The sequence below is a fragment of the Rhodobacter sp. CZR27 genome (genome assembly GCF_002407205.1).
GTDB lineage: Bacteria > Pseudomonadota > Alphaproteobacteria > Rhodobacterales > Rhodobacteraceae > Cereibacter_A.
Genome location: NZ_CP023549.1, coordinates 566,563 through 592,295, shown reverse-complemented (window position 1 = coordinate 592,295; position 25,733 = coordinate 566,563). Strand labels below are relative to the sequence as shown.

At 66.5% G+C, this 25,733-nt stretch carries 25 protein-coding genes and 4 pseudogenes; 15 read left to right on the top strand and 14 right to left on the bottom strand.

What is annotated here, in order from left to right; all coding sequences use genetic code 11:
* Window positions 1-462: 462 nt before the first annotated feature.
* The gene (locus CK951_RS18840) at window positions 463-669 is read right to left on the bottom strand and encodes a cold-shock protein (RefSeq protein ID WP_096787746.1); all 207 of its coding nucleotides are present in this window, start codon (window positions 667-669) and stop codon (window positions 463-465) included.
* Between the two features lie 238 nt (window positions 670-907).
* Window positions 908-1,282, bottom strand: coding sequence for a hypothetical protein (locus tag CK951_RS18835; RefSeq protein WP_096787745.1), 375 nt, complete (start codon window positions 1,280-1,282; stop codon window positions 908-910).
* A 677-nt stretch (window positions 1,283-1,959) separates the two neighbouring features.
* Here CK951_RS18835 and CK951_RS21225 point away from each other — a divergent pair.
* Complete coding sequence (locus tag CK951_RS21225; protein WP_157764673.1) at window positions 1,960-2,103, top strand: hypothetical protein; 144 nt, start codon at window positions 1,960-1,962, stop codon at window positions 2,101-2,103.
* Between the two features lie 88 nt (window positions 2,104-2,191).
* Window positions 2,192-2,401 carry a hypothetical protein gene (locus tag CK951_RS18825; RefSeq protein ID WP_096787743.1) on the top strand — a complete coding sequence of 70 codons (210 nt, stop codon included), beginning with the start codon at window positions 2,192-2,194 and terminating at the stop codon, window positions 2,399-2,401.
* 78 nt (window positions 2,402-2,479) lie between these two features.
* Here CK951_RS18825 and CK951_RS18820 read toward each other — a convergent pair whose 3' ends face one another.
* Window positions 2,480-2,743 (bottom strand): hypothetical protein, encoded by a 264-nt coding sequence (locus CK951_RS18820; RefSeq protein WP_096787742.1) that lies wholly within the window; start codon window positions 2,741-2,743, stop codon window positions 2,480-2,482.
* On the opposite strand from CK951_RS18820, the pseudogene CK951_RS22155 reads away from it, so the two are divergent.
* From CK951_RS22155 to CK951_RS18775, 9 genes and pseudogenes are all read left to right on the top strand, one after another.
* Window positions 2,742-3,182, top strand: a pseudogene (locus tag CK951_RS22155) (cyclic nucleotide-binding domain-containing protein); the annotation flags it as partial. The gene CK951_RS18820 and the pseudogene CK951_RS22155 overlap by 2 nt on opposite strands.
* A gap of 122 nt (window positions 3,183-3,304) precedes the next feature.
* Entirely contained in the window at window positions 3,305-3,586 is a 282-nt protein-coding gene (locus CK951_RS21220; RefSeq protein ID WP_232520745.1) for a Crp/Fnr family transcriptional regulator, read from the top strand.
* Between the two features lie 576 nt (window positions 3,587-4,162).
* Window positions 4,163-5,374 (top strand): hypothetical protein, encoded by a 1,212-nt coding sequence (locus CK951_RS18805; protein WP_198402480.1) that lies wholly within the window; start codon window positions 4,163-4,165, stop codon window positions 5,372-5,374.
* A gap of 26 nt (window positions 5,375-5,400) precedes the next feature.
* Complete coding sequence (locus CK951_RS18800; RefSeq protein WP_232520795.1) at window positions 5,401-6,042, top strand: SIS domain-containing protein; 642 nt, start codon at window positions 5,401-5,403, stop codon at window positions 6,040-6,042.
* 50 nt (window positions 6,043-6,092) lie between these two features.
* On the top strand, window positions 6,093-9,614 hold the full coding sequence (locus CK951_RS18795) for a hypothetical protein (RefSeq protein WP_096787737.1): 3,522 nt from the start codon (window positions 6,093-6,095) through the stop codon (window positions 9,612-9,614).
* 25 nt (window positions 9,615-9,639) lie between these two features.
* Window positions 9,640-11,919 (top strand): capsular polysaccharide biosynthesis protein, encoded by a 2,280-nt coding sequence (locus tag CK951_RS18790; RefSeq protein WP_096787736.1) that lies wholly within the window; start codon window positions 9,640-9,642, stop codon window positions 11,917-11,919.
* Window positions 11,920-12,012: 93 nt separating this feature from the next.
* Entirely contained in the window at window positions 12,013-13,227 is a 1,215-nt protein-coding gene (locus CK951_RS18785; RefSeq protein WP_096787735.1) for a lipopolysaccharide biosynthesis protein, read from the top strand.
* Window positions 13,224-14,006, top strand: a complete 783-nt coding sequence (locus tag CK951_RS18780) for an ABC transporter permease (protein ID WP_096787734.1) — start codon at window positions 13,224-13,226, stop codon at window positions 14,004-14,006. The genes CK951_RS18785 and CK951_RS18780 overlap by 4 nt, the downstream gene beginning before the upstream one ends.
* Window positions 14,003-14,695, top strand: coding sequence for an ABC transporter ATP-binding protein (locus CK951_RS18775; protein WP_096787733.1), 693 nt, complete (start codon window positions 14,003-14,005; stop codon window positions 14,693-14,695). Before CK951_RS18780 ends, CK951_RS18775 begins: the two co-directional genes overlap by 4 nt.
* A gap of 43 nt (window positions 14,696-14,738) precedes the next feature.
* Here CK951_RS18775 and CK951_RS21780 read toward each other — a convergent pair.
* The 7 genes and pseudogenes from CK951_RS21780 to CK951_RS18755 form a co-directional block, all read right to left on the bottom strand.
* Window positions 14,739-15,229: pseudogene (locus CK951_RS21780) on the bottom strand (integrase core domain-containing protein); the annotation flags it as partial.
* Between the two features lie 50 nt (window positions 15,230-15,279).
* The gene (locus CK951_RS21945) at window positions 15,280-15,408 is read right to left on the bottom strand and encodes a hypothetical protein (protein ID WP_269770564.1); all 129 of its coding nucleotides are present in this window, start codon (window positions 15,406-15,408) and stop codon (window positions 15,280-15,282) included.
* Between the two features lie 56 nt (window positions 15,409-15,464).
* Window positions 15,465-15,938 (bottom strand): hypothetical protein, encoded by a 474-nt coding sequence (locus CK951_RS21460; protein WP_198402479.1) that lies wholly within the window; start codon window positions 15,936-15,938, stop codon window positions 15,465-15,467.
* Between the two features lie 51 nt (window positions 15,939-15,989).
* The gene (locus CK951_RS21455) at window positions 15,990-16,463 is read right to left on the bottom strand and encodes an ATP-binding protein (RefSeq protein WP_269770573.1); all 474 of its coding nucleotides are present in this window, start codon (window positions 16,461-16,463) and stop codon (window positions 15,990-15,992) included.
* A gap of 9 nt (window positions 16,464-16,472) precedes the next feature.
* Window positions 16,473-16,769 carry an IS66 family insertion sequence element accessory protein TnpB gene (gene tnpB, locus CK951_RS21450; RefSeq protein ID WP_232520794.1) on the bottom strand — a complete coding sequence of 99 codons (297 nt, stop codon included), beginning with the start codon at window positions 16,767-16,769 and terminating at the stop codon, window positions 16,473-16,475.
* Window positions 16,770-16,771: 2 nt separating this feature from the next.
* Window positions 16,772-17,158, bottom strand: coding sequence for a transposase (locus CK951_RS18760; RefSeq protein WP_157764670.1), 387 nt, complete (start codon window positions 17,156-17,158; stop codon window positions 16,772-16,774).
* Between the two features lie 79 nt (window positions 17,159-17,237).
* Window positions 17,238-17,561 (bottom strand): annotated as a pseudogene (locus CK951_RS18755) (transposase); the annotation flags it as partial.
* Window positions 17,562-17,622: 61 nt separating this feature from the next.
* Between CK951_RS18755 and CK951_RS18750 the strand changes: the two are divergent.
* From CK951_RS18750 to CK951_RS18740, 3 genes and pseudogenes are all read left to right on the top strand, one after another.
* Window positions 17,623-18,061, top strand: a pseudogene (locus CK951_RS18750) (IS5 family transposase); the annotation flags it as partial.
* Window positions 18,062-18,598: 537 nt separating this feature from the next.
* Window positions 18,599-18,853 carry a PepSY domain-containing protein gene (locus CK951_RS18745; protein WP_096787731.1) on the top strand — a complete coding sequence of 85 codons (255 nt, stop codon included), beginning with the start codon at window positions 18,599-18,601 and terminating at the stop codon, window positions 18,851-18,853.
* A gap of 37 nt (window positions 18,854-18,890) precedes the next feature.
* Window positions 18,891-19,424 (top strand): cytochrome b/b6 domain-containing protein, encoded by a 534-nt coding sequence (locus tag CK951_RS18740; protein WP_096787730.1) that lies wholly within the window; start codon window positions 18,891-18,893, stop codon window positions 19,422-19,424.
* A 159-nt stretch (window positions 19,425-19,583) separates the two neighbouring features.
* Here the strand turns inward: CK951_RS18740 and CK951_RS18735 are convergent, their stop codons facing one another.
* The 4 genes from CK951_RS18735 to CK951_RS18720 form a co-directional block, all read right to left on the bottom strand.
* Window positions 19,584-20,531, bottom strand: a complete 948-nt coding sequence (locus CK951_RS18735) for a hydroxyacid dehydrogenase (protein ID WP_096787729.1) — start codon at window positions 20,529-20,531, stop codon at window positions 19,584-19,586.
* Between the two features lie 59 nt (window positions 20,532-20,590).
* A complete protein-coding gene (locus CK951_RS18730) occupies window positions 20,591-20,845 on the bottom strand; it encodes a GlsB/YeaQ/YmgE family stress response membrane protein (protein ID WP_096787728.1) in 255 nt (84 codons plus the stop codon).
* A gap of 58 nt (window positions 20,846-20,903) precedes the next feature.
* Entirely contained in the window at window positions 20,904-22,079 is a 1,176-nt protein-coding gene (locus tag CK951_RS18725) for an AI-2E family transporter (protein ID WP_096787727.1), read from the bottom strand.
* 305 nt (window positions 22,080-22,384) lie between these two features.
* The gene (locus CK951_RS18720) at window positions 22,385-24,052 is read right to left on the bottom strand and encodes a methyl-accepting chemotaxis protein (RefSeq protein WP_096787726.1); all 1,668 of its coding nucleotides are present in this window, start codon (window positions 24,050-24,052) and stop codon (window positions 22,385-22,387) included.
* A 446-nt stretch (window positions 24,053-24,498) separates the two neighbouring features.
* Here CK951_RS18720 and CK951_RS18715 point away from each other — a divergent pair, with 446 nt between their 5' ends.
* Window positions 24,499-25,545: a PHB depolymerase family esterase gene (locus tag CK951_RS18715; protein WP_096787725.1), complete on the top strand. Its 1,047-nt coding sequence runs from the start codon at window positions 24,499-24,501 to the stop codon at window positions 25,543-25,545.
* The last annotated feature ends 188 nt before the right edge of the window (window positions 25,546-25,733 follow it).

The window sequence follows — 25,733 nt, the reverse complement described above, 5'->3', positions numbered from 1 at the left end:
CCTCGCCGGCATCGTGCATCCCCGGTGCCGGGGCAAGACCTCTTGCACGAACCTGTCACCTCGGTCGGCAGCCGTCAATTGAACGACGCGGCGGATCCCGATCGTCCTGTCACGCGGGAGCGGCGAGGCGACCTGCAAGCGCCTGGGCGTCCGCCGAGGCGCAGATCGTGATCCACCACGGGCAGTGCACAGTGGCCAGCTTCGCCACCCGAACCCGCTACACCGGCCACCCCAAGCGTAGCGTCGGGACCCGTCATGCGCCAAGAATCAGCCGGACCACTCCATGGGGGCAGGCCATGGTGCAGCCGTGCCGGTTCCTGCGCGCTGGCCGAGCGTAGCCTTGCCACAAGCGCCCACCGCTTGGCCCTCCCGTCACGGATGAGGCGCCCGCGAAGGGATGAGGGCGGACATGAAAAAACGGGCGGCAGTGCCGCCCGTCATCCTGTCGGTATCTCGCGGCAATCAGGCGAGGACGAGGTTCGTCGCCGATTCGCGGCCGTTGCGATCGCGCTCGAGATCGAAGGTCACGGCCTGGCCGTCATTGAGCTGACGGATGCCGGCGCGTTCCAGCGCGGTGACATGGACGAACACGTCCTTGGAGCCACCCGCCGGGGCGATGAAGCCGAAGCCTTTGGTGGCATTGAACCATTTCACGGTGCCGTTGGCCATCGTGATGTTTCCTTTTTCCGGATGCCACCCGCTGAATGCGGTGGCCTGGCTCAGTCTCGTCAGAGTCGCAACTGAAGCCGCAAGGAAACAGAAGGTCGAAAGAGGATGCTTTGCCCGACCTGCATGACAGAGATCCCTCGCCAATGCAAGCCAAGGCGGAAAATATATGCCGGAACCGCCAGGGCCAGCCTCGCAGGGGTGTCGCGGGCCACGTGCCGCGACATTGCCCCCGGACGGGTCATGGCTCATAGAGGCGGCGCAGGTCCGCCTCGGTGACTCCGTCGGCCTCCATGACCAGCCGGATCATGGGATCGTCCAGCATCGCCTGCAGGAAGAACTGGTCGAGGGACTGGCCCGACGCTTCGTCGCGCGCGATCGCCGCGTCGATATCGGCCAGCCGCACGGTCAGGGCGCGGGCGAGGTCGGGCATGTCTGTGGCGGGATGGAGATGGATCACCACCGACGCCCGCCATGCGACCGGATCCGCCATGCCCGCAGGAGGCAGGATCTCGGTATCCAGCAGATATCGGCCTGCCGGAAGTTCCGCGTCGAAGCCGGGCAGGCGGAACGGCCGCAGGAACACTGCGGTGGATCGGACGATGCGGTCGGTCATGATGGTTCTCCTGTCTCGGGGTCCGCTCCCGATCCGCAGGGCGCGTCATGCGTCTGGAACAGTCGTGCGCGCGGTGTCCACTCTCACCCGTCCGGCACGGCGCCCGGATCTGCCAGGCAACGGCCGCGCGATCCCGCGGCAGGGCACCATCCGGAGCGCGGAGATCGATGGGACAACGCTCGCGCCGGTCCCCGTGCCCGATCGTGCTGCAGAACCGGATCCCGCGCCAGAACTTTCCCTTCGGTTGAGGGATAGCTTCGACCTCGGCGCTGATCGCGGCGGGTCTCGGCGGCAGCATGGCCACCGAGGCGGAACGCGCCAAGAAAGGAAACGTTCCGGTGGAAGCGCACCGTTCCACGGCAACTCCCCTTGATGGGCCGCCGTGGCAGCCCTCACCAGTGGACCGAAATCGGCGCGAGATCCTGGAGCGGGCATTTGCAATGTCAGATGGCCATCGGACGCGGAAGGCCCCCGGCTCTCGGTCAGCCCTTGTTTCGGGGATCCCGCGTCCCCATTTGAACTTCAGTTCGTATCAACGCCGTGCCCTGCCTTCCGGCCGAGATCGGACGGCACCTGAAGCGCCTGCCGGCACTTGCTTCCTCCATCGACGGCCCGCGTCGCGTCCCTCGCAACCACGACCGGCGCATTCCGCCGGAACCCTTCAACCGGAGAGCCACATGGCCAAGGGCATGAACATCCGCGGAAATCGGCAGACGAAGAAACCGAAACAGCCGAAGAAGGCACCTGTTGTGGTCGCGGTGACAAGCGCCCACGCGGCCCTCTCGCCGTCGTCCGGCTCGGGCACCGCGAAGAAGCCCTGAGCCGGGATAGCGGGGTGCATTTGCCCGGATCCCGACGTGCCGGATCATGCCCGACACGAGGTTCCCCATGACAGAACAAGGAACAGGAATGCGATCCCCCAAGTCCGATGCCTTCCGGGCCAGTCCCGGCCATGCCGCACAGCGCGCCGACGCGGCCGCGAAGGCGATTGTCGCCGCCGAGACCGATGCGCGACATGCGCAGGTTGCGCGCCTGCGGGCGGCACGGCTCGAACGCGACGCGGCGCTCGCGGCCCTGCCCCCGCCCCCTAAGCCGCTCCGCAAGTCCGGCCGGAAGTAACCCCCGGCAGGGGGAGCCATCCTGTGCGGTGATGGAAGATCAGGACCGACTCCTCCTGCCGGAATAGCCGGTCCGCGGTCATGAACCGACGGTCGGACATCGCCGCATCAACAGGCACGGTGGAGTTCCCTGGCGTGTCGCAGGCACCTGCTCGGCGTGCCACATCCGGGCCCCCCGTTCGCCGGCGACCAGAACGTCGCCGGGCGGCCGGAGGATCGCCTTCGCGCTGTCGAACACCCTGACATCGTGCAGGATCAAGGCCTGTTCCGCGGTCTTCTGCGCTGAAACGACCGATCCCGCGAACCCGGCGGCGATGAACAGGCCGCGCGAAAGATAGCCCATGCTAGTCCTCCGTCTCGGATACCTGCGTCCAGTCGGATACGCGATGGACTTCGGAGCTTTCGGCCGAAACCGTAGGGCATGCCGCCGGTCCGGATCTGTCCAGGATTTACGGTTTTCCCGACCTGCGCGATGTCCTGATGTCGACACCGACGGTCGCCCTTTCGAGCCGGTCCTGCTGCGCGCGGACTGGTTCAGGAACCTGCCGGAGGACGTGCGGCGGAAACTCCTCGGCGCGCTGCGGGTCCGCAAGCTGGTCATGCAGCAGCGGATCTTCTCTCGGGGAGAGGTCGGCGACGGGCTCTATGTCGTCGTCGAGGGCGTGGTCTGCGTATCCGGAGTTTCCCCGAAGGGGCGCCAGACCATCCTCGATTCCTACGATGCCGGCTTCTGCTTCGGAGAAGTTGCCGCGTTCTCTGGAAGCGCACGCCTTCACGATGCCGAGGCTTTCACGGACGCCGTGGTCGTGCATCTTCAGTTGCAGGACTTGAACGGCCTCCTGACCACCATCCGGAGCTTGTTCGATCATTCCTGCGTCTGGAGGCCGGTCGGCTCGGTCAGGTCTTGCAGGCGCTCGATGTCTATTCCTCGCTTTGCCTCGAGCAGCGGCTTGCCCACAGGCTGTTCGTGTTGGCGGATCGCTTCGGCACACCGCAGGGATCAGGGATTGAGCTTGCACTCAAGCTTCCCCAGAAAACGCTGGCGCATCTGATTGGCTCCACGCGCCAGCGTGTCGATCAGATCGTCCGGGATTTCGAGGCCACGGGTCTCATAGCCTGCCACTACGGGCGTGTGACCTTGCTGGATATGGGCGGACTGACGTCACTGGCCGCGTCCGATTCCTGAGGCGTGACAGCGAGAATGCCAGGGTCGATTGGTCAGGAAATCGACTGACGCCACGAAACGACCCGGCAATGATGTCCAACCTGGACAAGCAGCCCCCATCGGGCTCGCGTTGGACGGTATTGGATTCGGACATGCATCTTTCGCCGGCCGGGGCAAAAGGCCTGCAAATGAACCGACGTTGCCGTTCTGCCTTCGGCTGCAGTCGCCATCGGAAAAGTGCCGGAATTGACAGAGGCTGCACCGCCTGAGCAGGATGGAGCATCATGTGCAAGATGACGAACAGGTCTTTTCCCGAAAATGCTTGTGCACCAATAGGTCAGATATTCCGCCTGATGGCCCGCGTCGTCGACAACGGTCGCAAAGCGTTTTTGATCATTGAGAATGAAAACGACTGACGCTCTGGAAATTCTGTTGCACAGGGTAACGGAAACGTAAGGCAAACGATCGCATATCTCGGCCCGTGATCGTTTCCTATCGCGAACCCGTTCCATGATTCTGCAACGCGACACACTTCCTGGGCCACGAGCTCTGCTGCTACAGGGACCCGTAGGACCCTTCTTCGGGGAATTGCAGGAGATGCTGCAGTCTGCCGGCTGGGCGGCCCACAGGGTGCTGTTCACCCTGGGAGACCGTTTCCTGACCGGTCTCCGGCCCGGCATGTCGCGCGAGACGGTCAGGGGAGGCCTCGCTGACTGGAGCCGGCGGTGCCGCGCACTGCTTGACGACTGGAAGCCGGACGTGATCATCCTCTTCGGCTCGAGCCGCCCGATCCACGAAGTGGCGCGAAAGATGGCGGCCCTTCGCGGCATCCGCGTCCTGTCGCTCGAGGAAGGCTACATCCGCCCCGGCTTCGTGACGGTCGAGGACGGGGGCAATAACGCGGATTCGCCGCTGTGCCGGATTCCTCCCGTCGTCGGCTGGCCGATGCCGGACCTGACCGGGACGGACTTCGCGGGCGCCAGATCCTGTGCCTGGCACGCCTTCCTGCATTACGGGCTCATGGCTCTCGCCGGGGAAGGATCCGCCTTCCCCCTGTCGCACCGGTCCTTCCGGGCCGGCTCCGAAGCGGCTGGCTGGATCCGTGCGGGGCTCCATCGCCTCCGCCATGGGGGTGTCGCCGACCGCGCAGCGGAGACCGAGACCGGAGGCCGGCCCGCCTTCCTGGTCGCCCTGCAGGTTCCCGGCGACCTCAGCCTTCTCTCCGGCGCGAACGGCTGGACGCAACAAGGGTTCATTCGCCAGGTCATCTCCTCCTTCGCCGTAAAAGCTCCGGCCGGGACCGACCTCGTGTTCCGGATCCATCCGCTGGATCGCGGCCGCAGCACCCTGCCTGGCCCGATCCGGGCCGCGGCGGAAGCCGCCGGGATCGGGGACCGGGTCGTCGTGACGCAATCCGGCTCTCTGGGTCGGGCGCTCGACACGGCACGGGGGTTCCTGACCCTCACCAGTTCCTCGGCACTGGTGGCCCTGATGCGGGGCGTCCCGGTGCTGACCGCGGGCCGCGCGATCCATTCCCACCCGGGACTTGCCTGGTCCGTAGCCGACATCGACCGGTTCTGGACCGAGGCGCGAGCGGCCGACGCAGATCTCGTCTCGGGCTTCCTCGCCCGTGTCCGGCGGGAAGCTCTCGTCCCCGGCGATTTTCATGCCCCGCCGGGTCGGCGGGAGGCAAAGACCCGAATTGCCGAGATCTGCGAAGAAAACGTCCGCCTCAAACGAGCGGTCGGTCGTCGATCAGATCTTCTCACGGCGAACTCCCTGGCCCGCCTGCAAGCTGTTAATCCGTGAACAAGGAAAGACAAGTCGTGAACCAGATGTTCAACACCGGCATCGATCTGCAGCAGGTCATCACCAAGACCCTGGAGACGGAAGCCGAGGCGATCCTGGCCTACGCCCGCCAAGTGGACGACTCGATCGCCCGGGCGGCGCAGATGATCCACGCCCACTGTCAGGCGCCCCTGATCGTGGCGGGCATCGGCAAGTCGGGTCACATCGCCCGCAAGATCGCCGCAACCTTCTGCTCACTCGGCAAGCCTGCGATCCACCTGCATGCCACTGAAGCAAGCCATGGCGATCTCGGCATCGTCGGCCGCGACTCGGTCGTCCTGACCCTGTCCAATTCCGGCGAGACCGCCGAACTGTCGGACCTGCTCCACTACTGCCGGATCCACGGGATCGCAACCATCGGCCTGACCTCAGCCCGGACCAGCACCCTCGCCCGCATGTCCGACATCGTGATCGCCTACGGCCGCGTCCGCGAAGCCTGCGTCCACGGCCTCGCGCCGACCACCTCGACCACGCTGAGCCTCGCGATCGGCGACGCGCTCGCGGTGACGGTGAGCCGCATGATGAAGATGACACCCGAGGATTTCCGGCGGAGCCATCCGGGCGGATCGCTCGGGGGAACGGTAAAGGAGACCGCTGCAGCACCGGTCGCACTTCAGATGGTCCGGTGACCTTCCGGTCCAAGCGTCATTCCCCTTTTCAGAAGAAGAGATCCCGCGCCATGAAACCGATCGCCCTGATTTATGTCTCGCCCTTCATCGTACGGGGGCAGATCGATTACTTCTGGGGAGCCCTCCGAAACAAGCTCGCGCCCCTTGCCGACACGCTGGCGCGCCTCGGCTACAAGGTGGAACTCGTCGCCGGGGAATTCGACGCCGCACGCGCCCAAGCACTCCCGGAGTTTCCGACCGTCCACGCCATCTCGATGGGAACGATCAGCGAGGCCTTCGGATCCACGGACAACATCGACAGTACCTTCTACCGCGATCCCGAAGGCGAGTTGTCCGGTCGGATGCGCAGCATCATCCAGGCGGCCGGGACCGGTCGGCCGGATGTCATTCTCAGCTGGGAAACCCCCGTTCCCTTCCTGAAGACCGCATTTCCCGAGGCTGTCGTCCTCAACATCATGCCCGGGTTCCTGAGCCGCCTGCCGTTTCCCGAACTCTACACCATGGATCCGAAGGGTCTGTTCCGTTCCGGAACCGCCCATGACGACGCCGACGCCTTGAAATCGGACATCCCGTTGCCGGAAGCCGTGCAACTCCTGACGGATCTCCGCGCCGAAGTGCTGCCCCGGATGGCGCGGTCCAATCCGTTCCCGCGGACCATGCTCGATGTGAAGGGCCGCTTTCCGCGCCTGCTGCTGCTGCCGCTCCAGGTCAGCGATCACTACGCCTTCCAGGCTGACAGCCCGTTCCGCGACCAGATGGGCATGCTCATGCATGTTCTGGAAAGCCTGCCTGCCGACGTGGGCGTTGTCGTCACACAGTACACGGCGGGTGCTACGGCCGGGAGCGTCATCAGAACCGAGACCATGGAGGTCCTGCGGAAACGCTGGCCCAACCTGATCCATGATCCGGCCTTCGAGAAGCTGGACTTCAGCAGCCAGTATCTCATCGACTCGGTGGATGCCGTGGCAACCTTTTCCTCTTCGGTGGGACTGCAGGCGCTGCTCTGGTCGAAACCCTTCGTTTCGCTGGGTGCCTCGCACCTCGAGCGCTTCGCTACCCATGCCAGCCTGAAAGACTGGATGGCGGGCAAGGAGACGATGAGTGCCAGGCAAAGCGACCAGTTCGTCGCGAACCTGCTGTCGCGCCACCACGTGATGCGTGACCGGATCAACGATCCGGCATTCCTCGGGGCATGGATCGAACAGCTGAAGTGCGGGACGAAAAGTCCTGACGCCTTCCACCTCGATCCGTCCTACCGTTCCACGTTCCTCTCGTCCATCAAGCTGAAGCGCGCTGGCGAAAAGGTCGGCGAGGCCTTCGGGAAGCAGTTCACCGAGGTCGAGGCGCGTTTCTCCGCCTTGATCGCCAAGGATCGACCGAAACTGATCTCGTTCGACATCTTCGATACCCTGATCGAACGGACCGTGGAGCAGCCTGTCCACGTATTCCGGATCATGGAGCCGAAAGTCCGGGCGCTGACGGAGGGCGCCGTGCCGAACTTCGAGCACGTCCGCCGCCAGGCCGAGCGCGAACTTCGGTCCGAGATCGCCACGAACACGAAAACGCAGGAGATCTCTCTCGACATGATCTACGCGCGGGTCGCCCAGATCTGCGATCTCGACCTCGACGTGGCGTCACGCATCCGCAACCTCGAATGCGAGGAGGAGATGCGTGTCATCGTTCCGCGGACCATCGGCAGGACACTGTTCGACGAGGCGGCAAGGAGTGGGGCCCGTGTCATTCTCGTCTCGGACATGTATCTGCCGGGCGAGTTCGTCCAGCGCCTGATCGCACAATGCGGCTACCCGGTTGACACGCCCCTCTACCTGTCGTCGGTCTTCGGCCTGCGCAAGCACGAGGGCACTCTCTTCGACGCCGTGAAGGAACTCGAGAAGGTTCCGGCCAGCGCCTGGCTGCATGTGGGAGACAATGCGCATGGGGACGTGAAGATCCCCAAAGGAAAGGGCATCCAGACTTTCCATGTCAAGAGCGCGTTCCAGAACGTTGCAGAGAACAAGAAATACGGTGCCCTCGTGTATCCTGACCGCGGCAATCGGTCCGTGGCGGAAGCGATTGTCTACGGCAGCGTCCAGCGCCGGTTCTTCAACTTCGAGGCAAAGGGGGTCTCGTCGATCACTCACTTCGGGGGCGACCCCGTCATTCTCGGGTACGCCGGCCTCGGTCCCGCTCTTCTCGGGTTCCTGTCCTGGACGATGAAGACCGCTCGCGAGCGGGGCCTTGAACATGTGGCGTTTCTGTCTCGCGACGGCAAGATCCTCTGGCAGATGGCGCAGATCCTCTACCCGGAAAGCGAGGGCTGGCCGAGCGTCGCCTACGCTTACGCCTCGCGCCGGAGCCTCCGAATTGCCGGGCTGCGAACGCGTGCCGACATCGTGGCTCTGGTGAACAGCTCTCTGCAGCCGATGACCCTGTCGGATTTCTTCCGCCGAAAGTTCAATATCGCATTGGAGCATGAGGATCTGGACCAGCTCCGCGACGACGGATTCACTTCCGTCGACCAGACAATTGCCAAGGCGGACGCCGACCGCCTCGTGCGGGCCGCCCGGACTCTGGAACCCAGGATCCTCGAGGAGGCCGCGCGCCAGCGGGCCTTCCTTCGGACCCATTACCGCGAGAAGGGCATTTCGGGCACCAGCCGTGCCGCGATCGTCGACATCGGCTACTCGGCGTCGCTGCAGGCCGGGATCACGGCCTGCACAGGCTGCACGTCGCTGGAGGGCTTCTACTACGTCACCTTCGACACGGCTCGCCAGTGGATGGCCTGCACCGGCCGGATCCACGGCTATGCCGGAGAGTTCGTCAACCCGAAGCATCATCCCGCCACCATCTGCCGCAACGGGTTCTTCTACGAGACTCTCTTCTGCGCGCCAGACGACAGCTTCTGGGGCTTCGAAACCCGCAACAACGAGGTGCATCCGGTCTTCGACGTGGTGAAAGGCGACGTCCCCCGACGTATCCTGATCCGAAAGATTCACGACGGAGCGATCTGGCTCGCCCGCGACATCCGCCAGCAGTTCGGTCACATGATCGCGGACATCGACATTCCGGCTTCGACGGCGTCGCGCGTCCTGGACGATTTCATCCGGTCGCCTTCGGGTCTGGATGCCGCGCTGTTCTCGGGCATCCCGTTCGACGATGGTTTCGCCAGCGCGACTACCCGTTTCATCGTTCCGACCGCACAGCGCGTTCAGGCCAATCGCGATGTCGTCAAAGTGGCGGTCTGGAAGGAGGGTGCCGAAGTGTTCGCCCGGATCCCTGCGGTGGCAGCCACTCCGGCAAAGGGAGCGGCAAAGCCGATCACTCCGGCGAAGTGCGCAACGGTGACGCCGACCACCCCGGCGAATCCGGCCGTGCCGGAGGAGACGGCGGCCGTGGCGCCGAACGCCGGTCTGACCCGGAAACTCTTCCTCCGGGTCGAGCGTAAAGCCATCGAGAGCATCGTGAAAAACCACCAGAAGCTGGCGAAGTACAACCGTGATCGCGACGCGTTCTTCGCGGACGCACAGGGCCGCTTTGCCCAGACTTATGGCCGGTTCGCGGCCCGCGCCTAGCGAACACTGAAATGTCCTCGGCATCATGCCAGGACGTTCCGGCAAGAGCTTCACGATCGGGGCCGGTGCGGTCGTGGCCAGGGCCGGTCAGAGAGGTTCCTGCAGGCCTGGCCGACATCGAAGCGACCCGGAGAGACCGGGTCGCCAACACGATCCATACGGTTCGCAGCTGGCGGCCCGAGAGGACAGCGAAATGACGGTGGCGGCAGGACACATGACGATACCGGGAGTCGCGTGGATGGAAAAGGCGCTCACATGGTCCGGTGCCGTCGTCCGCGCTGCCGCCGCGGGCCACCGGCCCGGGGTTGCGGCCTGTTCGATTGATCTCGCACGCCATCCCACGGTAGCCGCGCTGTTCGAAGATCGTCCCGTCTTCTGGAGCCGCCTCCTTCCCATGCAGCCGCTCCACCTCGTCGGCTGGGGGCGCAAGACCTCCGGCAAGCGGGTCGCTGCCGCGAAGGGAGCCGCCCAGAGGCATATTCTTGAGGACGGCTTTCTCCGGTCCGTCGGTCGCCGGGATACCGCCCTCTCCATCGTCTTCGACGACGACGGCATCTACTACGATGCCGATTGCGACAGCCGGTTCTTCCGGCTGGCAAGACAGCAACTGAGGCCGGATCAGGTCCGTCGAGCCAAGGATCTCGTGTCGCGCTGGCAGGCGCTCGACCTCTCCAAGTACAATGATGCCCCTGATGCCAAGGGCCTTCCGGATACTCCCTTCGTGCTCGTTCTGGACCAGGTGCGGGGCGATCTCTCCATCGGCTATGGCCGGGCCGACGCCTCCTCCTTCGACAGGATGCTCACGGCCGCCCTTGCAGAGCACCCGGAAGCCACGGTCCTGGTGAAGATCCACCCGAACAGCCTGTCGGATCCCCGGAAACGGCATTTCGACGTGGGGAAGCTCCGCGCCATGCCGCGCGTGCGCGTGCTCACCACTGCCTGCCATGTCACGGGCCTGATCCGGGCCGCATCCGCCATTTACACCGTCACCTCCCAGGTCGGCTTCGAGGCTCTCCTGCATGGCAAGCCGGTTCGCTGCTTCGGCATGCCCTTCTATGCCGGCTGGGGCCTCACGCTGGATGACCAGGAGCCCCCGGCCGGTCGTCACGGCATCCCGCTGGAACAGCTGGTCCATGCAGCCCTCGTCGACTATCCGCGATACGCCGATCCGGTCATCCGCCAGGAGATTCAGGCCGAGGAAGCCATGGAAGCGGTCGGTCTGAACCGCAGGATCCGGCTGGAGCATCCTGCGGTCGTTCATGCCCTCGGCTTTTCCCGGTGGAAGCGCCCCTTCATCCGCGCCTTCATGACCGGGAGCGACGTCCGTTTCGCACGCAGCGCCTGCCGGGTTCCGGAGGGCGCCACCCTGCTGCTCTGGGGTGCCCAACCGGCCCCGGAGGCCCGCGACGACCTCAGGATCGTCCGCATCGAGGACGGCTTCCTGCGCTCCGTCGGCCTGGGCGCCGAACTCATCCGCCCGATGTCGCTCGCTTTCGACGACAGAGGGATCCACTACGATCCGTCCCGGCCGTCCCGGATCGAGGAGATCCTCGCCCGCGGCACCTTCACTGATGCGGATCGGGCCCGCGGCACCGCCCTCCGGTTCGCCATCACGGCAGCCGGTGTGGGAAAGTACAACCTGGGCGGCAGGGTCTGGAAGCGACCGGACACGGAGCGGAAGGTGATCCTGGTGGCGGGCCAGGTCGGGGATGACCAGTCGGTTCTGCTGGGATCGCCCCTCGTCCGCAGCGACGCCGAGCTGCTCCGGGCCGTGCGGGCCGGAGATCCCGATGCCTGGATCGTCTATCGTCCCCATCCCGACGTGGTGGCCGGCCTGCGCAAGGGCGGCATCGCCCCGGACGATGTGGCCCCCTTCGACGAGGTCGCAGCCGATGCGGATCTCGATTCCCTGTTCCGCGGTGTCGACGAGGTTCACGTCATGACCTCACTCCTCGGCTTCGAGGCGCTTCTGCGCGGCATTCCAGTGGTCTGTCACGGGCTGCCCTTCTATGCGGGGTGGGGTCTCACGCGCGACCGGATCGCCTGCCCCCGCCGCGGCCGCCGCCTCGCGCTTGACGAGCTCGTCTTCGGGGCGCTCGTGGACTACCCGCGCTATCTGATGCCGGGGTCGTCGTTCTTCGTCACGCCCGAACGGATCATCTCCGAACTCGCGGCTCGCGCCGGCACCCCGTCCCCGGGCCTGTCGATGCGTCGTCGGGCCATCCGGATCCTGGTGCAGCCTTGGCGAGCGGCCCGGACCCGCATCGGCCCCCGGCCGGGACCGGCGAGCCGGAGCGCGACATGAAGGGCCAATCATCACGTGTTCGCGGGGGCTGTGTTTGGCGTTTCCGGCATTGCCGCATCACGGTGGAATGATCGAAGGATGGGATCAGAGACGATGAGCATGCAGGCAGACCTCGTTCCGGCAGTTCCCGTCAAGCCGGTTGCCGTAACGGCAATGCCGAAGCTGCAGGAGGTCAGGGCCCGCCCTGATGCCCCCGGCATCCGCAAGCGTCCCCGGAAGGGCGGTTGGAAGCTCCTCTCCTTCGGGCTCTTCGCCCTTCTTCCCATCCTGGCCTCCACCGTCTACTGGGGCTGGCTCGCGTCCGACCGGTACGTCACGACGGTGGGCTTTGCCGTCCGCAGCATGGAAGCCCCCGGCAGCGGCGACCTGCTCGGCGGCCTCACCGGCTTTGCCAGTGCCGGGTCCACGAGTTCCGACAGCCAGATCGTCCTGAAGTTCCTGCGCAGCCGGGCCCTGGTGGAGACGCTGGATCATGACCTGGACCTGCATGGCATCTATGGCCGGACGGACGCGGACTTCCTCTATCGTCTGGCGCCCGGGGCCGGCATGGAGACGCTCGTCGACTACTGGGACGGCATGCTGGTCACCAATTACGATACCGCCTCGGGCGTCATCGAGATCTCGGTCGAGGCCTTCACCCCGGAGGACTCCGAGAAGCTCGCCGCTGCCGTTCTCGACGAGACGGGGAAGCTGGTGAACCGCCTGTCGGAGACAGCACGGGAGGATGCCCTCAAGTCGGCGCGGAAGGAATCCGACCAGGCGGCCGCGAACTTCCGCGACATCATGGCGAAGATCCAGGCATTCCGTGCGGCGAATGGTGAGGTCGATCCCACCCTTTCCGCGACCTCGCAAAGCGCGCTGATCGGTGATCTGGAAAAGAACCTCGCCGCCGTGCGTGTCCAGATGGACCGGCTTCCCGCTAGCCTGCCGGCGGATTCGCCGCTCCGGATCCGGCTCGGCACGCAGGAGCAGTCGCTGATCAACCAGATCGAGGCGCAGCGGCGCGAAGACACCAGGAGCGTGTCGCTGGAGGGCCTGCCCGCCCTGCTCTCGCAATACGAGATGCTGCAGACCGACCGCGAGATCGCGCAGAAGTGGCACGCCTCCGCTCTCGCCTCGCTCGAACAGGCCCGGTTGCGCGCCGATGCGGCGCAGCGGTATCTCGCGGTCTATGCACAGCCGTCGCTTCCCCAGGAGCCGCTGCAACCGAGGCGCATCCTCTGCGCCCTGCTCTCCGCCCTCGGCATCCTCGGGGTCTGGGGGGTCGTGACCCTCCTCGTCCTCTCGGTCAGGGATCACATGGAATGAGGGCGGTCCTTCGAGGGCTGGCCGTCCAGGGCCGAGTGATCACGACCCTGACCCTGCGCGAGACGCGAGCAACCTTCGGAACCTCCAGGGTCGGATATCTTTGGGCCATTCTCGTGCCCGTCATCAGCATCGGCCTGCTCGTCGCCATCTTCACGACGATCGGGCGGGCAGCGCCCTACGGGATAAGTCTCGCCCTGTTCTTCGCAAGCGGAGTGCTTGTCATCGAACTCTTCAACAAGCTCGCCACTGCGCTCATGGCCTGTTTCGACGCCAACAGGGCGCTGATGGCCTATCCGCTGGTCAAGCCGATAGACACACTTCTGGCCAGGACGCTGCTGATCGCGATGACCTACGCCGTCATCATGGTCCTGATCCACACCGGGCTGGCAGCCGCGGGTCTTGCCGAAACCCCGGCCTGGCCGGAGCGCATCGCCGGGGCTTTCGGTGCGATCGTGCTGCTCGGCTTCGGGTTCGGAGGCTGCAGCGCCGTCATCGCCTCGTTCTGGCCGTCATGGACCCATGTGGAGAAGATCGTCACACGTCCGCTCATCTTCATTTCCGGCGTCTTCTACGTGCCGTCCGCCCTCCCGGAACAGGCGCGGGACATCCTGTGGTGGAATCCGGTCCTGCATCTCGTGGAATGGATGCGGACCGGACTCTATCGCGACTACGACAGCATGGTCCTCACGCCGCTCTATCCTGCCGGGTTGGGACTCTTCCTCACCCTCCTCGTCCTGGCGAGCGAACGCGTCACGCGCTCGGCGCGAAGCCTGACATGATCGATCTCGACGACATCTGGAAATCCTACCGCGTCAACGGGTTCCGCAAGCATGTGCTGCGCGGTATCGACTTCCGCTTTCCGTCCGGGCGCAACGTGGCGATCATGGGACACAACGGCGCCGGCAAGTCGACGCTGATGCGGATCATCGCGGGATCCGAACTGCCGGATCACGGGAGAGTGCGGCGGCACGGCAGGGCGTCCTGGCCCATGGGATTCTCGGGTGGCTTCAACGGCTCCATGACCGGGATCGAGAATATCAGCTTCGTGGCGAGGCTCTACGGCGAGAACCCGCGGCGCGTGGTCCGGGCCGTCGAGGACTTCGCAAGGCTAGGCCCCTCGCTCGACCTGCCTGTCCGGACATACTCGTCGGGGATGAAGGCCCGGCTCGCGTTCGGGCTCAGCCTCGCGATAGACTTCGACTGCTACCTCGTCGACGAGATCACGTCCGTCGGCGACAAGGCGTTCAGGGAAGCCAGCCGAGAGGCTTTTGCCCGCAAGACCCGCGGCGCCTCGATGATCATGATCTCGCATTCCCGCAGCGAGATCTCGACCTGGTGTGACTGCGGGGTACTGCTGAACGACGGCCAGCTGGAGTTCCATGAGACCACCGCCGGATTGCTCGCCGCGCATGACCGCATGATGGAAGGCCATGGCGCGGGGTCCTGGCCTGCAGTTCGAATGCCGTGAAAGCCCTGAGGGACCGGATCATCCGGTAGTTCTCCCCTTTTTTGGTGTTCAGTCCCGGCATCTGGTGGATCGTGTTGACGATGAATTTCTCTGGCTCTGAGGTCCAGACCTTGCAGATATATTCGTAGGGTGTGAGCCCGTTCAGGGTCTTGAGCCTGCGTGCGAAGTTGTAGGCAGCCAGGAAGTCGGCGAGGTGAGTGCGCAGCTGATCGTGGCTATCGTAGTGGAGGCGCTTGACGGTCCCGTCCTTGATCGTGCGGTTCATGCGCTCGACTTGGCCGTTCGGCGGGAAAACGATCCACCGGATCGTTTTCTGCCCCGCCTCACTCCACGGGTGGTTGGGCTTGGTCAGACGGTGCTCGGTCACGTTGGCTTCGCAGATCATGTCGAAGCGCATCGGCCGGGAGTAGATGGTGTTCCGGTTCCGGGGCTGCTCGGCGAACTGGATACCGTGTCGGTGAGAATGGTGTGGACCTGATAGGGCACGGCCTCGAGCATGTGCTGCAGGAACTCCCAGGCGGTCCTTCTATCAGCGGTCACGTCCGTCAAGCTGGTGTAAATTCCCGGATGGCCTGAGGTCATGATCAGGCGGCTTTCGTGGTCATGCTGAGAATGGGGTCGATCTCCTCGGTGTCGATGCGGGCGAAGGCCTCGACCATCATGTAGCGGCTCCTGGCGCGACGAGCCCGCGCGCGGAGCGGGATGTCCCTCACAGGTTACACTAACGTGTGTGGGACATTAGCTCGCCGGCCCCTCCGGACGCGCAAGATCATCCGGCACAGGCTTGGTCGCCGTCACGCGGTTGCACGCGCACCTGTGCCAGCCATCCGGCGAGAGCGTCACCCCTCAGCAGGCGCTCCTGCGCCAGCGCCCGGGCCATGTCCTGCAGGAGGTTCATCCGCTCGCCGAGGATCGCCTCGGCAGAGGCCTCGGCCGCCTCGATCCTCGCCCTGACCCGCTCCCGCGCCTCGGTGTCGCGCAGGACGGTGTCGAGCGCGGTGTTGCACCAGACCGGACCATGCGCCCCGAGGCCGAGCAGCATGTCGAGCGACAGGGCGATCCGCGTCGCCTGCGCCAGATCGGACTCCGGCGGGCCGCCGGCGCCGCCAGATACCTCGCCCAGCACCAGACGCTCGGCCGCGCGTCCGGCCATGGCATAGGCCAGTTCCGCCTCGTAGTCCGCCAGCACGCCGGCGCGGTCGACATGCCGCCGGACCGTATGGCCGCCCTCCCGGGTCAGCATGACGCGCTCGATGGCGCCGAGATCCAATGCGACGGCGACGATGGCGTGGCCTCATTCATGGACCGCGCAGCGCGAGCGATGGACCTCCGCGCCCGCGCCCGGCTTCACCAGCAGGGCGCGGATGTCCGCGAGCGTCAACGGCCGATCCTCATCGCGCGCCACGGCACGCGCCTGCCGGATCGCCGCATCGACCTCGGCGGCGCTGCAGCCGACGGCATCCTGCGCCAGTGCCCGCAGCTCCGCCTCAGGGAAGGTGCCGCGAAGATGGCGCAGCAGGATGCCGAGGAGGATCGCCTCGTCCGGCAGCGGCACCTCGAGCTTCAGGTCGAACCGGCCGGCTCGCAGCACCGCCGGATCGATCCGCTCAGGATAGTTGCAGGCGCCGACGACGATGACGCCTTCCTCGCGGGCGAGCGAGTCCATCGCCTCGAGGAACCCGGCGATCACCTGATGGCGGTAATTCGAGGCATGCCGGTCGCTGTCGAGGCGGGAGCCGACCGCGTCGATCACCTCGATGAAGAGGATCGACGGCGCCTAGCGGCGCGCGTCGGCAAAGCTCTTGCGCATTGCTGAAAGCATGTCGCCGAGGTGCCCTGCCGCCTGCCATTGGGCGAAGCTGGCGGCGATCCGCTTCAGGATCAGCACCAGTCCGGTGCCGTCCCAGTAGATCAGCTTCAAACGGTCCGCACGGCGCGAGCGGAAGACGTAGATCGCGCCGTCGAAGGGATCGCGGTCGAAGCTGTTGGCGATGTGCGCAGCAAGCCCATCCATCCCCTTGCGGAAGTCGATCGGCTGCGTGGCAAGGAAGATGCGGAAGTTGCCGCCGGGCATATTCACTGCGACGCCCTCACCGCGCGGAGCACCTCGGCAAGATGCGACGCCGGATAGCCCGGCCGTATGGTGAGTTCGACATCACCCAGTCGGATGTGGCAGGAGCTGCCATCCGCGACCGGCGCAGCAACGCCTCTCGCCTCCGTCGGTACGGTCACTTCGACAAACGCCAGTCCTCCCGTCGGCGCTTTTGCGTCCTTCACCCACTTGGCGACGAGCGACTCGTTCGCTCCGATCTCCCGCGCAATCCTGGCGATCCTGTCGCCTCTCGCGACGCGATCCACCACCTGCGCCTTAATCTCATCCGGCCAGAGGCGGCGGCCGTACGGGCCGTATGTGATCGGGACGCCCCACACCACCGCGGCCTCCGTCACCTTGTCGTCCGTCATCCCTGCTTCCTTCATCTGGATGCAGGCATGATCGCAAATGCCTTGTTTCATTGAAACATGGGGTCGTTACACCGCTTACGACAAAGCGCATGGTCGGACGGGTGGCCGCTTCCGCAATCGCCTCGGCGTCCCGGTCATCGTTCTTCTGTGCCTTGACGTAGGGGCGAACATATTCCGGCGACATCAACCGGATCTCGTGCCCCAGCGCGGCCAGCGCACGACCCATGTGGTGCGCCCCGCAGCACGCTTCCATCGCCATAATTCAAGGTGTCAACCGTGAGGCGAAGGTGATCACCCCATCACGGCGCATCCGCCGTCTCACGACGACCTTGCCGTTGGCATCCAGTCCAACCACGCTGCAGCTGTTCTTGCCCAGATCGATCCCCAGGATCACAATGCTCATGGCTCACTCCTTCCTTCATTCAACACCGCCATCCTGCAGAGGGCGGCGGGAGGGGCGGGCCATCCATAAAGGGGGCCGCGCACGTCAGATCGGGCGCACCAAGGGGGGCATGAACACCAAGTTGCACGCTGTCGCCGATGCGAAGGGGCGGCCGATCGGGTTCTTCATGTCCGCTGGACAGGTCAGCGACTACACCGGCGCGGCAGCGCTGCCGGGCAGCCTGCCGAAGGCGGACTGGTTGCTGGCAGACAGGGGCTACGATGCGGACTGGCTGCGAGAAGCGTTGAAAGACAAGGGGGATGAAGGTCTGCATCCCGGGCCGGAAATCGCGCGAGACCGATGTGAGATACGACAAGAGGCGTTACAAGCGGCGCAACCGCATCGAGATCATGTTCGGGCGACTCAAGGACTGGCGACGGGTCGCTACCCGATACGACCGCTGCCCGGACACCTTCTTCTCCGCTATCGCACTCGCAGCCACCGTCCTGTTCTGGCTCTGACAATCAATGAGTCTGGAGCCTAGCCAATCGGCCCAGGTACCTGAATTTTCAGATCTCCGAGCGACCGGTTTCCGGTCATGTGCATCATTCATATGACCAATCGTCAAAGGCATGATCCGGGCGCAAGTGAGTCGGATCCAGATCGTGTCCGGCCGCCTCAAGGACTGGCACCACATCGCCCCGGGTCAGGACAGGTCCGATATCTTCCTATCCGCAACCGTTACGTTCTGGCTGTGAAACACAGCGAGCCTCAAGCATGGCCGACCCACCCCCCCCCCCGGGCGCGCGCAACTTTCGCCACCGGGCCCGGCAGCGGAGCAGCCATGGCCTGGCCGCCCGCGACGGTGGCGAGCGGGACATCCCTGTCGCCGCCTTGCGCGGGATGTCGCCTGCTTCCGGACGGCCGTGGCGCCTGGGCGGGCGAAGCCGCGCGGACGACAGGTTCGTGTCAGGTTTGTCCGCTATCCCGCCCCCGGATGCGGTGACGGCGCCCGGCGCCCCCGCCTGTGGCATCCGGCAACCCTGAAGGAGATATCCATGCGCCTTGTTCTTTTTGTTGGCACCGCCCTGATGATCGCCGCACCGGCCCTTGCGGCCGAGATCTGCGCCGAGCATCCGAAGGACCAGTGGATGACGCAGGAGAAGATGACCGCACTCGCCATCGAGAAGGGCTACGAAGTGAAGGCCGTCAAGGAAGAGGATGGCTGCTGGGAGGTGAAGGGCATGAAGGATGGCGCGCGCGTCGAAGCCTATTTCGATCCCGTCTCCGGCGAACTCGTGAAGACGAAGTAAGGTGCCCATGCCCATCGGATCATTGGCGGGTCGCAGGATGCGACCCGCCGAAGTGAGGGTCTGGGACCCGGCGGTCCGGGCCTTCCACTGGACGCTCGTCGCCGGCATGTCCTGGGAGATGCTGGCCGAGGCGGGCACCGACAGCCACGAGGCCGTGGGCTACATCGTCCTCGGCCTCGTTGCCTTCCGCGTGCTGTGGGGCTTCCTCGGCAGCCGTCACGCGCGGTTCTCGAACTTCGTCACCTCGCCCGCCCGCGCCTTGAGCTATCTGGGCGAGATCGCGCGGGGCCGTCCGAGGCGCTATCTCGGACACAATCCCGCCGGCGGCGCCATGGTGCTGATGCTGCTGACGCTTGTGGCCGCGACGGCCGCCTCGGGCTGGGCGATGACGACCGATGCGCTCTGGGGCGTGGAGTGGGTCGAGGATCTTCACGGGCTCCTCGCCTATGGCACGGTGGTCCTTGTCGTGGCGCATGTGCTCGGCGTGATCGTTGCCGCCGTCCAGCATCGCGAGAACCTCGTGCGCGCCATGATCACCGGACGCAAACCAGGCGAGGGCCACCATCCCTGACCGCGGCCCGGGCCCGGACGCAGCCTGCCGGCCCCAAAAACCATGGGGAGGGCTCCGGGCCCGGCCCTCAGGTCACGCGCTGACCCGGCAAACCCTCTGGATGCGACTGGCAGCGCCGTGAGCGGACCGCCCGGGAGATCCGGTTGCGGTCGCCTGCGGTCAGAGCGGGACGACCATCGTGGGGTCCAGCCTGCCGTCGAGGAAGTCGAGCACGTTCTGCGCCGAGCGGACCGACATCCGTTCCGCCGCCTCGGCTGTGACGCCGCCGATATGCGGCGTCAGGATCACCTGATCGAGCGCCAGCAGGGGATGGTCCGGCGCAGGCGGTTCGTCCTCGAACACATCGAGCCCGGCCGCGGCCAGCCGGCCCTCGCGCAGCGCCGCCACGAGAGCCGCTTCATCCACCACCCCGCCGCGGGCGGTGTTCACGAGGATGGCCGCAGGCTTCAGCCGCGCAAGCTCGGCCGCGCCAAGCAGCGGTTGCGCGCGCTTCGGCGCGCTGACGGCCACCACATCCGCCCAGGCCAGCCCCTCGTCCAGCCCGACCGGCGTGGCCGGCCCGTCCGGCCAGCCGGCCGCCTCGACCGATGGGCTGAACGCCCGGACCTTCATGCCGAAGGCATCGGCCATCCGCGCCAGATGCCGCCCGATCCGCCCGTAGCCCAGGATCAGCAGGCGCCTGCCGGCCAGTTCGACCGGCTCCATCCCGTTGCGCCAGTTCCAGCGGTCGGGCTGCCGCACGGCATGGTCGGCCATCCTCAGCCGCTTGGCACAGGCGAGGATCAGCATCATCGCATGCTCGGCGACCGAGCGAGAATTCACGTCCCCCACCACCGCCAGCGCAATGCCGCGCGCCCTGAGCGCCGCGGTGTCCACGGAGTCGGTCCCGACCCCGTGCCGCGACACGAGCCGCAGGCGCGGCGCGCGGGCCAGCACCTCGTGATCGACCGGCTGGGTGCGCACGATGAGCGCATTGGCCTCGGCCAGATGGGGCAGGAAGGCCCGCGGCCCGTTCTCGGCGACGTGATGGACGGTCACGCCCGGCGCGCGGGCGAGAAGATCGAGACCTGCCGGATGCACGACTCCGGCAACAAGGACATGGGGCATGGCGGACTCCGGCAGCTTGCGGCGATGGATGCCGGGACTGGCCCCGCAATGCAAGCGCCTCAGCCGCGGCGGCGGCTCAGCGCCCCCCAGATCATCAGGACGATGATCGCGCCCAGGATGGCCCCGATGAAGCCCGCTCCCTCGCCGGGTCGATACCAGCCGACCGCCTGCCCAAGCCAGGTCGCGAGGAACGCCCCCGCGATGCCCAGGACGGTGGTCAGGATGAAGCCCGACGGCTCGTTGTCGCCGGGGTGCAGGAACTTGGCGATCAGGCCGGCGAAGAAGCCGATCAGGATGGTCCAGATGATGCTCAAGGGCAGTCCTCCGCTCAGGGTCAGCCGGGCGAACACCGCGCCGACGCCCGTGGTTCCGTCATGCGGCCGGTTCTGTCTCCAGATCGGGAAGCGGATCGCGCGCGCCAAGGAAATTTCCAAGCACGTGCAACGCCTCGACGTTGTCGCAGACCACCTTGAGGCAGACGAGGAACGGCACCGCGATCAGCGCCCCCGCAATGCCCCAGAGCCAGCCCCAGAAGATGACCGTGACGAACACGGACACGGTGTTCAGCTCCAGCCGCCGGCCAAGGACGATCGGCGTCACCACCTGACCCTCGATGCTGGTCGCCGTCAGGTAGAGCGCCGGAACCAGCAGCGCCTGCGAGAGGTGCTCGAAATGCACGAGGGCCACCGCCCCCGACAGCGCGACCCCCGCGACCGCCCCGATGTAGGGCAGGAAGTTCAACACGAAGGCACCGACCGCCCAGAGCACCGGGCTCGGCATGCCGGCGCCCCACATCGCAAGGCCGATCACGACGCCGAGCCCTAAGTTTATGAGGGTGACCGACAGCAGGTAGCGCGACACGCGCCGCTCGATCCCGTAGACGATCCGCAGAGCCTTCTTCTTGTCGCCGAAGCGGGGGAAGGCCTCGATCAGCTTGATGTAGAACAGATCGCCCGAGGCGAGCAGGAACAGCCCGAGGACCAGCGTCACGATCGTCGTCGTGACCACCTGCGCCACGCTGCCCACCGCGGTGCTGAGGATGCCGGGCGATTCCACGGCGACGCGCTGCACCGCGGGATCCTCGGCATCGCCGGCAAGTTCCGACACCTGCTCCGTGGCATTCTGCACGGCCTCGAACGAGGCGAGGAGCGCCTTGGCCCGCTCGCGCAACTGGTCGCCCAGACGGGGCGCCTGGTTGATCCATTCGGCCACCGGCCCGCTGAGGAGGAATCCTCCGACAAGGATCACCGCCGACACGACGATGATCAGCGCCGTTGCCGTCACCGGGGGCGAGATCCCGATGCGCTGGAGCGCCCGCACCACGGGGCTCAGCGTCAGCGCGAGCAGGAGGCCGACCATCAGCGGCAGGATCACGTCGCGGGCAAAGTAGAGCCCCATGATGACGATCACCAGCAGGATCAGCCCGAGAAGCCTGCGGATTGCCGACAGATGGTTGAGGCGGAGCAGCTCCGCCGCCACGGCGGGATCCTCGGCCAGGTCCGCGACGGGGGCCAGAGGAGGCGGCTGGCCAATTCGTTCGTTCTGCATCGTTCCCCCAGGGCCCCGGACCGACAGGCCGGATGCGGCCGGCGGTCACCGTGGCGCTCAACGGCAGGCAGACGGGAAGTGTTCCGGAGGCGGCACCTGTCGAAAAGGAAATGCGGGGGGGGGGGTGATGGTGTGCCGGTCACTCGCCGGGGTGCCGGATCCGGGCCAGGTGCCTGGCCGCCCACCGCGCAAGCGGCCGGCACCCCGGCTTCACCGGCAAGGGAAGGGTCGGTGTCGCCCGCATCGCGCGGATCGGATGACACCCTGGCATGCAGATCCACAGTGGACGGATGCCGCGGGGGCCCTCAGGATCCGCTCTGCCGCCTGAAATGCACGTCCAGATCATCGGCGGGATCCGCCGAGCCGAGGTCGAACTGGAAGCCGCCGTCGGGGGCGACCACAGCCAGTTTCGGCTTCGCCGTCGCCCGCGGCCGCCCCGCCGGCGGGGCTTCGACCGGAGCGGCGGTTGCCGTCTCCGCGGCATGGCCGATGCGGAAGAAGGCCGTTGTCGCTTCCAGTTCCTCGGCCTGCGATGCCAGCAGCCCGGCGGCCGAGGCCAGCGCCTCGGCGGCGGCCCCGTTCTGCTGGGTCACCTGATCAAGCTGCTGGATCGCGATGGCGACCTGCTGCGCCCCCGCCGACAATTCCCTCGACGCAACCGAGATCGCGGAGACCAGCGCCGCCGTCCGCTCGATGTCCGGCACCAGCCGCTCGAGCATGTCGCCCGCTGTGGAAGCTGCGCGCGACGTGCCCGACGAGAGGGCAGCAATCTCGGTCGCGGCGGTCTGGCTCCGCTCGGCCAGCTTGCGCACTTCGGCGGCCACCACGGCGAACCCCCGGCCATGCTCGCCGGCGCGCGCGGCCTCCACCGCCGCGTTGAGCGCGAGCAGGTCGGTCTGGCGCGCGATCTCCTGCACGACGAGGATGCGTTCCGCGATCGACTGCATGGCCGAGACGGCCTCTGCGACGGCCTTGCCCGAAAGGCGGGCATCTTCGGCCGACCGCTTCGCCATGCTCTCGGTCTGTTCCGCATTCTCGGCCGATTGCCGGATGTTGGCCGCCATCTGCTCGACCGAGGCCGAGGCTTCCTCGGTGGCGGAGGCCTGTTCGCTGGCGCCCTGCGACAGCTCCTCGGAGGTGGCGGCCATGCCGGCACTACCCGACGAGACCTGCCGTGTCGTGCGGGTCACGCTGCCCACGACGTCCCGCAGCTTCACCACCATCCCGTCAACCGCTTGCAGAAGCGCCGCGATCTCGTCGCTGCCCTTCGTGTCCGGCCTGGCCGACAGGTCGCCCGTCGCCATCCGCTGCGCGATGTCGAGCGCCTTGGCCAGACCGCGGCCGATCGACGACACGATCCAGATGGCGGCCAGCGAACCCAGGACGAGCGCCCCGAGCGACAGCAGCGACAGGTTGAGGATCGAGGCCGAGAGATTGGCCTCCGCCGCCACGCTCGCGGCCTCCATCTCGGCGCCGTAGAGGTCCCGGAACGGCTTCAGTGCCGCCGCCAGCCTGCGCATCCCGTCGCGCGATTCGGTCGCCAGAAGCTGCGTGGCCTCGTCGGTCTGGCCCCGGTCCGCCAGGTCGAAGACCCGGTTGTTGATCTCCCGCGCCCTGTCCCGCGCCACGCTGTAGGCCGCGATCATCGTCCGCCCGCGATCGTCGGCCAGCGCCGTCAGGGACTCGATGCTCTGCGTCATCTGTTCCCGCAGCGCCGTGATCTCGGCCTTCAGTGCCGTGCGCTCCCCGGGTGTCCGTGCGGCCACGTAGTCGCGCAGCACCACGTTGAACTCGGTCTGCTGCAACTCGAGCAGGTCGACACCGTGAACGCGCTGCGCCTGAACGTTCACCACCTCGTCAAGGATGCGGTTGGCCTCACGGAGGTCGCGAATGCCGACGAGGGTCGAGGTGCCGGCCAGGATGAAGACCAGCAGGAAGGCGGCGGTCAGTTTGCGCTTGATGGTAAGTCTCATGTTCCGTCGGGGTCCTCGCACTTCATACTCTCAGGACGGGCCGGACAGCCGGCCCGGCGGGTCAGGTCAGGACGCAAAGGGGGCGGAGCGGGAAATGACAGGCCGGCCCGAGGCTGCGGGGGGCGTGACATTTCCGTCGCCGGCCCGAACCGCATGCGGCCATAACCTGATGCGAACATGGCAGCGCCGACGTCCACGCCGCAAGCCACACAACAGATAGAGCCGTCTATCCTTTAGGATCCGTGAATTCCGGCGGAGTTCTGTGTGAAGATTTTCGCACGATCCGGGCGCCCGCCGCCTGTTCCCTGTCGGGAAGGCCCTGCCCCATCCGGTCAATCCTGCCGCGTCGGCATGTCGCCTGCAGGTTGCGACGGACCGGGTAGGCGGACGGGCAGCGCAATGCCACCATCCGACCGTCAGGGAATCGGTGCGGAAAGGACGAGGGCATGGCTGCGGTTCAACGGCCGATCCTTGCAAGGCTTTCCGCCCTGCTGCTACCGGCCGCCGTATCCGCCGTCCTCGGCGCGGGTGGGCCGGCCCTCGCGCTCGAACCGGTGCAGGACTTCGGCGACAATCCCGGCGCTCTCCGGATGTATCTGCATCGTCCGGCCGGGATCCGGCCGGGCCTGCCGCTGGTGGTGGCCCTGCACGGCTGCACCCAGTCCGCCGCGGGCTTCGACGACGAAACCGGCCTTGCGGCCCTGGCCGAAGAGGTTCCCTTCGTCCTCCTGCTCCCGGAGCAGCAACCCCGAAACATGGCCCGGCGGTGCTTCCGCTGGTACGACGCCGGCGACAACCGTCCGGGCCAGGGGGAAAGCGCCTCGATCCTGTCGATGATCGAGGCGGCCATCGAGAGCGAGAAGGTCGATCCCGGGCGGGTCTTCATCCTGGGGCTGTCCGCCGGAGGCGCCATGACAGCCGTGATGATGGCCAATCATCCCGATCGGTTCGCCGGAGGCGCGATCCTGGCCGGCCTGCCCTACGGCTGCAACCGTCCGGTCAGCACCTTCGATTTCTTCTGGACCTGGTATCACCACGGCGCCGCCGCGGATGGTGCCGACGCAGCCTATGCCTGTGGTATCGGCGGCATCGACAGGACGGACCGCGACGCGGAGGAATGGGCCGGTTTCGTGCTGGATGCGGCCGGACAGGCGCCCGCGCGATGGCCGCTGGTCTCGCTCTGGCAGGGCGCGGCCGACCCGACCGTCGATCCCGCCAATCTTCGCGAACTGACCGAGCAATGGCCCGCCGTGCAGGGCATCGATGCCATCGCCGACGAGCAACGCGCCTTCGGCTCGGCCACGCGGGAGCGTTATCTGGACGACGAAGGCAACTTGCGGCTGGAGACCTGGACGCTCGGGTCCCTCGGCCATGCTGTTCCCATCGACGCCGATGGCGATCCCGAAAGCTGCGGGTTCGAGGCGGCTCACATCAACGATGCCGGCCTCTGTGCCGTCCGGCGGATCGCGGAGTTCTGGCGTCTGACCCCGTGACCGCCCGGCATCTGGCGGAACACCCGCTTTCGTTGGAGGGTCATGCCGAGCGGCGCCGCGGCCCGTGCGCATCCGTTGCGGCGCATCGAGTGTCGCTGCGTCCGTGCCCGAGAGACCGGGCGAGCCGACGCGGCGCCGGGCGGCATCGCGAAGGCATCGAAGTTGCCGCCGCCGCATGGCGTTTCCGC

What these genes read in the sequence shown, in the direction of transcription:
- CK951_RS18840 (WP_096787746.1), bottom strand. Translation starts at nt 669, where the DNA reads ATGGCCAACGGCACCGTGAAATGGTTCAATGCCACCAAAGGCTTCGGC.
- CK951_RS18835 (WP_096787745.1), bottom strand. Translation starts at nt 1,282, where the DNA reads ATGACCGACCGCATCGTCCGATCCACCGCAGTGTTCCTGCGGCCGTTC.
- CK951_RS21225 (WP_157764673.1), top strand. Translation starts at nt 1,960, where the DNA reads ATGGCCAAGGGCATGAACATCCGCGGAAATCGGCAGACGAAGAAACCG.
- CK951_RS18825 (WP_096787743.1), top strand. Translation starts at nt 2,192, where the DNA reads ATGCGATCCCCCAAGTCCGATGCCTTCCGGGCCAGTCCCGGCCATGCC.
- CK951_RS18820 (WP_096787742.1), bottom strand. Translation starts at nt 2,743, where the DNA reads ATGGGCTATCTTTCGCGCGGCCTGTTCATCGCCGCCGGGTTCGCGGGA.
- CK951_RS18805 (WP_198402480.1), top strand. Translation starts at nt 4,163, where the DNA reads ATGCTGCAGTCTGCCGGCTGGGCGGCCCACAGGGTGCTGTTCACCCTG.
- CK951_RS18800 (WP_232520795.1), top strand. Translation starts at nt 5,401, where the DNA reads ATGTTCAACACCGGCATCGATCTGCAGCAGGTCATCACCAAGACCCTG.
- CK951_RS18795 (WP_096787737.1), top strand. Translation starts at nt 6,093, where the DNA reads ATGAAACCGATCGCCCTGATTTATGTCTCGCCCTTCATCGTACGGGGG.
- CK951_RS18790 (WP_096787736.1), top strand. Translation starts at nt 9,640, where the DNA reads ATGCCAGGACGTTCCGGCAAGAGCTTCACGATCGGGGCCGGTGCGGTC.
- CK951_RS18785 (WP_096787735.1), top strand. Translation starts at nt 12,013, where the DNA reads ATGAGCATGCAGGCAGACCTCGTTCCGGCAGTTCCCGTCAAGCCGGTT.
- CK951_RS18780 (WP_096787734.1), top strand. Translation starts at nt 13,224, where the DNA reads ATGAGGGCGGTCCTTCGAGGGCTGGCCGTCCAGGGCCGAGTGATCACG.
- CK951_RS18775 (WP_096787733.1), top strand. Translation starts at nt 14,003, where the DNA reads ATGATCGATCTCGACGACATCTGGAAATCCTACCGCGTCAACGGGTTC.
- CK951_RS21460 (WP_198402479.1), bottom strand. Translation starts at nt 15,938, where the DNA reads ATGCTGACCCGGGAGGGCGGCCATACGGTCCGGCGGCATGTCGACCGC.
- tnpB (WP_232520794.1), bottom strand. Translation starts at nt 16,769, where the DNA reads ATGCCCGGCGGCAACTTCCGCATCTTCCTTGCCACGCAGCCGATCGAC.
- CK951_RS18760 (WP_157764670.1), bottom strand. Translation starts at nt 17,158, where the DNA reads ATGACGGACGACAAGGTGACGGAGGCCGCGGTGGTGTGGGGCGTCCCG.
- CK951_RS18745 (WP_096787731.1), top strand. Translation starts at nt 18,599, where the DNA reads ATGCGCCTTGTTCTTTTTGTTGGCACCGCCCTGATGATCGCCGCACCG.
- CK951_RS18740 (WP_096787730.1), top strand. Translation starts at nt 18,891, where the DNA reads ATGCGACCCGCCGAAGTGAGGGTCTGGGACCCGGCGGTCCGGGCCTTC.
- CK951_RS18735 (WP_096787729.1), bottom strand. Translation starts at nt 20,531, where the DNA reads ATGCCCCATGTCCTTGTTGCCGGAGTCGTGCATCCGGCAGGTCTCGAT.
- CK951_RS18725 (WP_096787727.1), bottom strand. Translation starts at nt 22,079, where the DNA reads ATGCAGAACGAACGAATTGGCCAGCCGCCTCCTCTGGCCCCCGTCGCG.
- CK951_RS18720 (WP_096787726.1), bottom strand. Translation starts at nt 24,052, where the DNA reads ATGAGACTTACCATCAAGCGCAAACTGACCGCCGCCTTCCTGCTGGTC.
- CK951_RS18715 (WP_096787725.1), top strand. Translation starts at nt 24,499, where the DNA reads ATGGCTGCGGTTCAACGGCCGATCCTTGCAAGGCTTTCCGCCCTGCTG.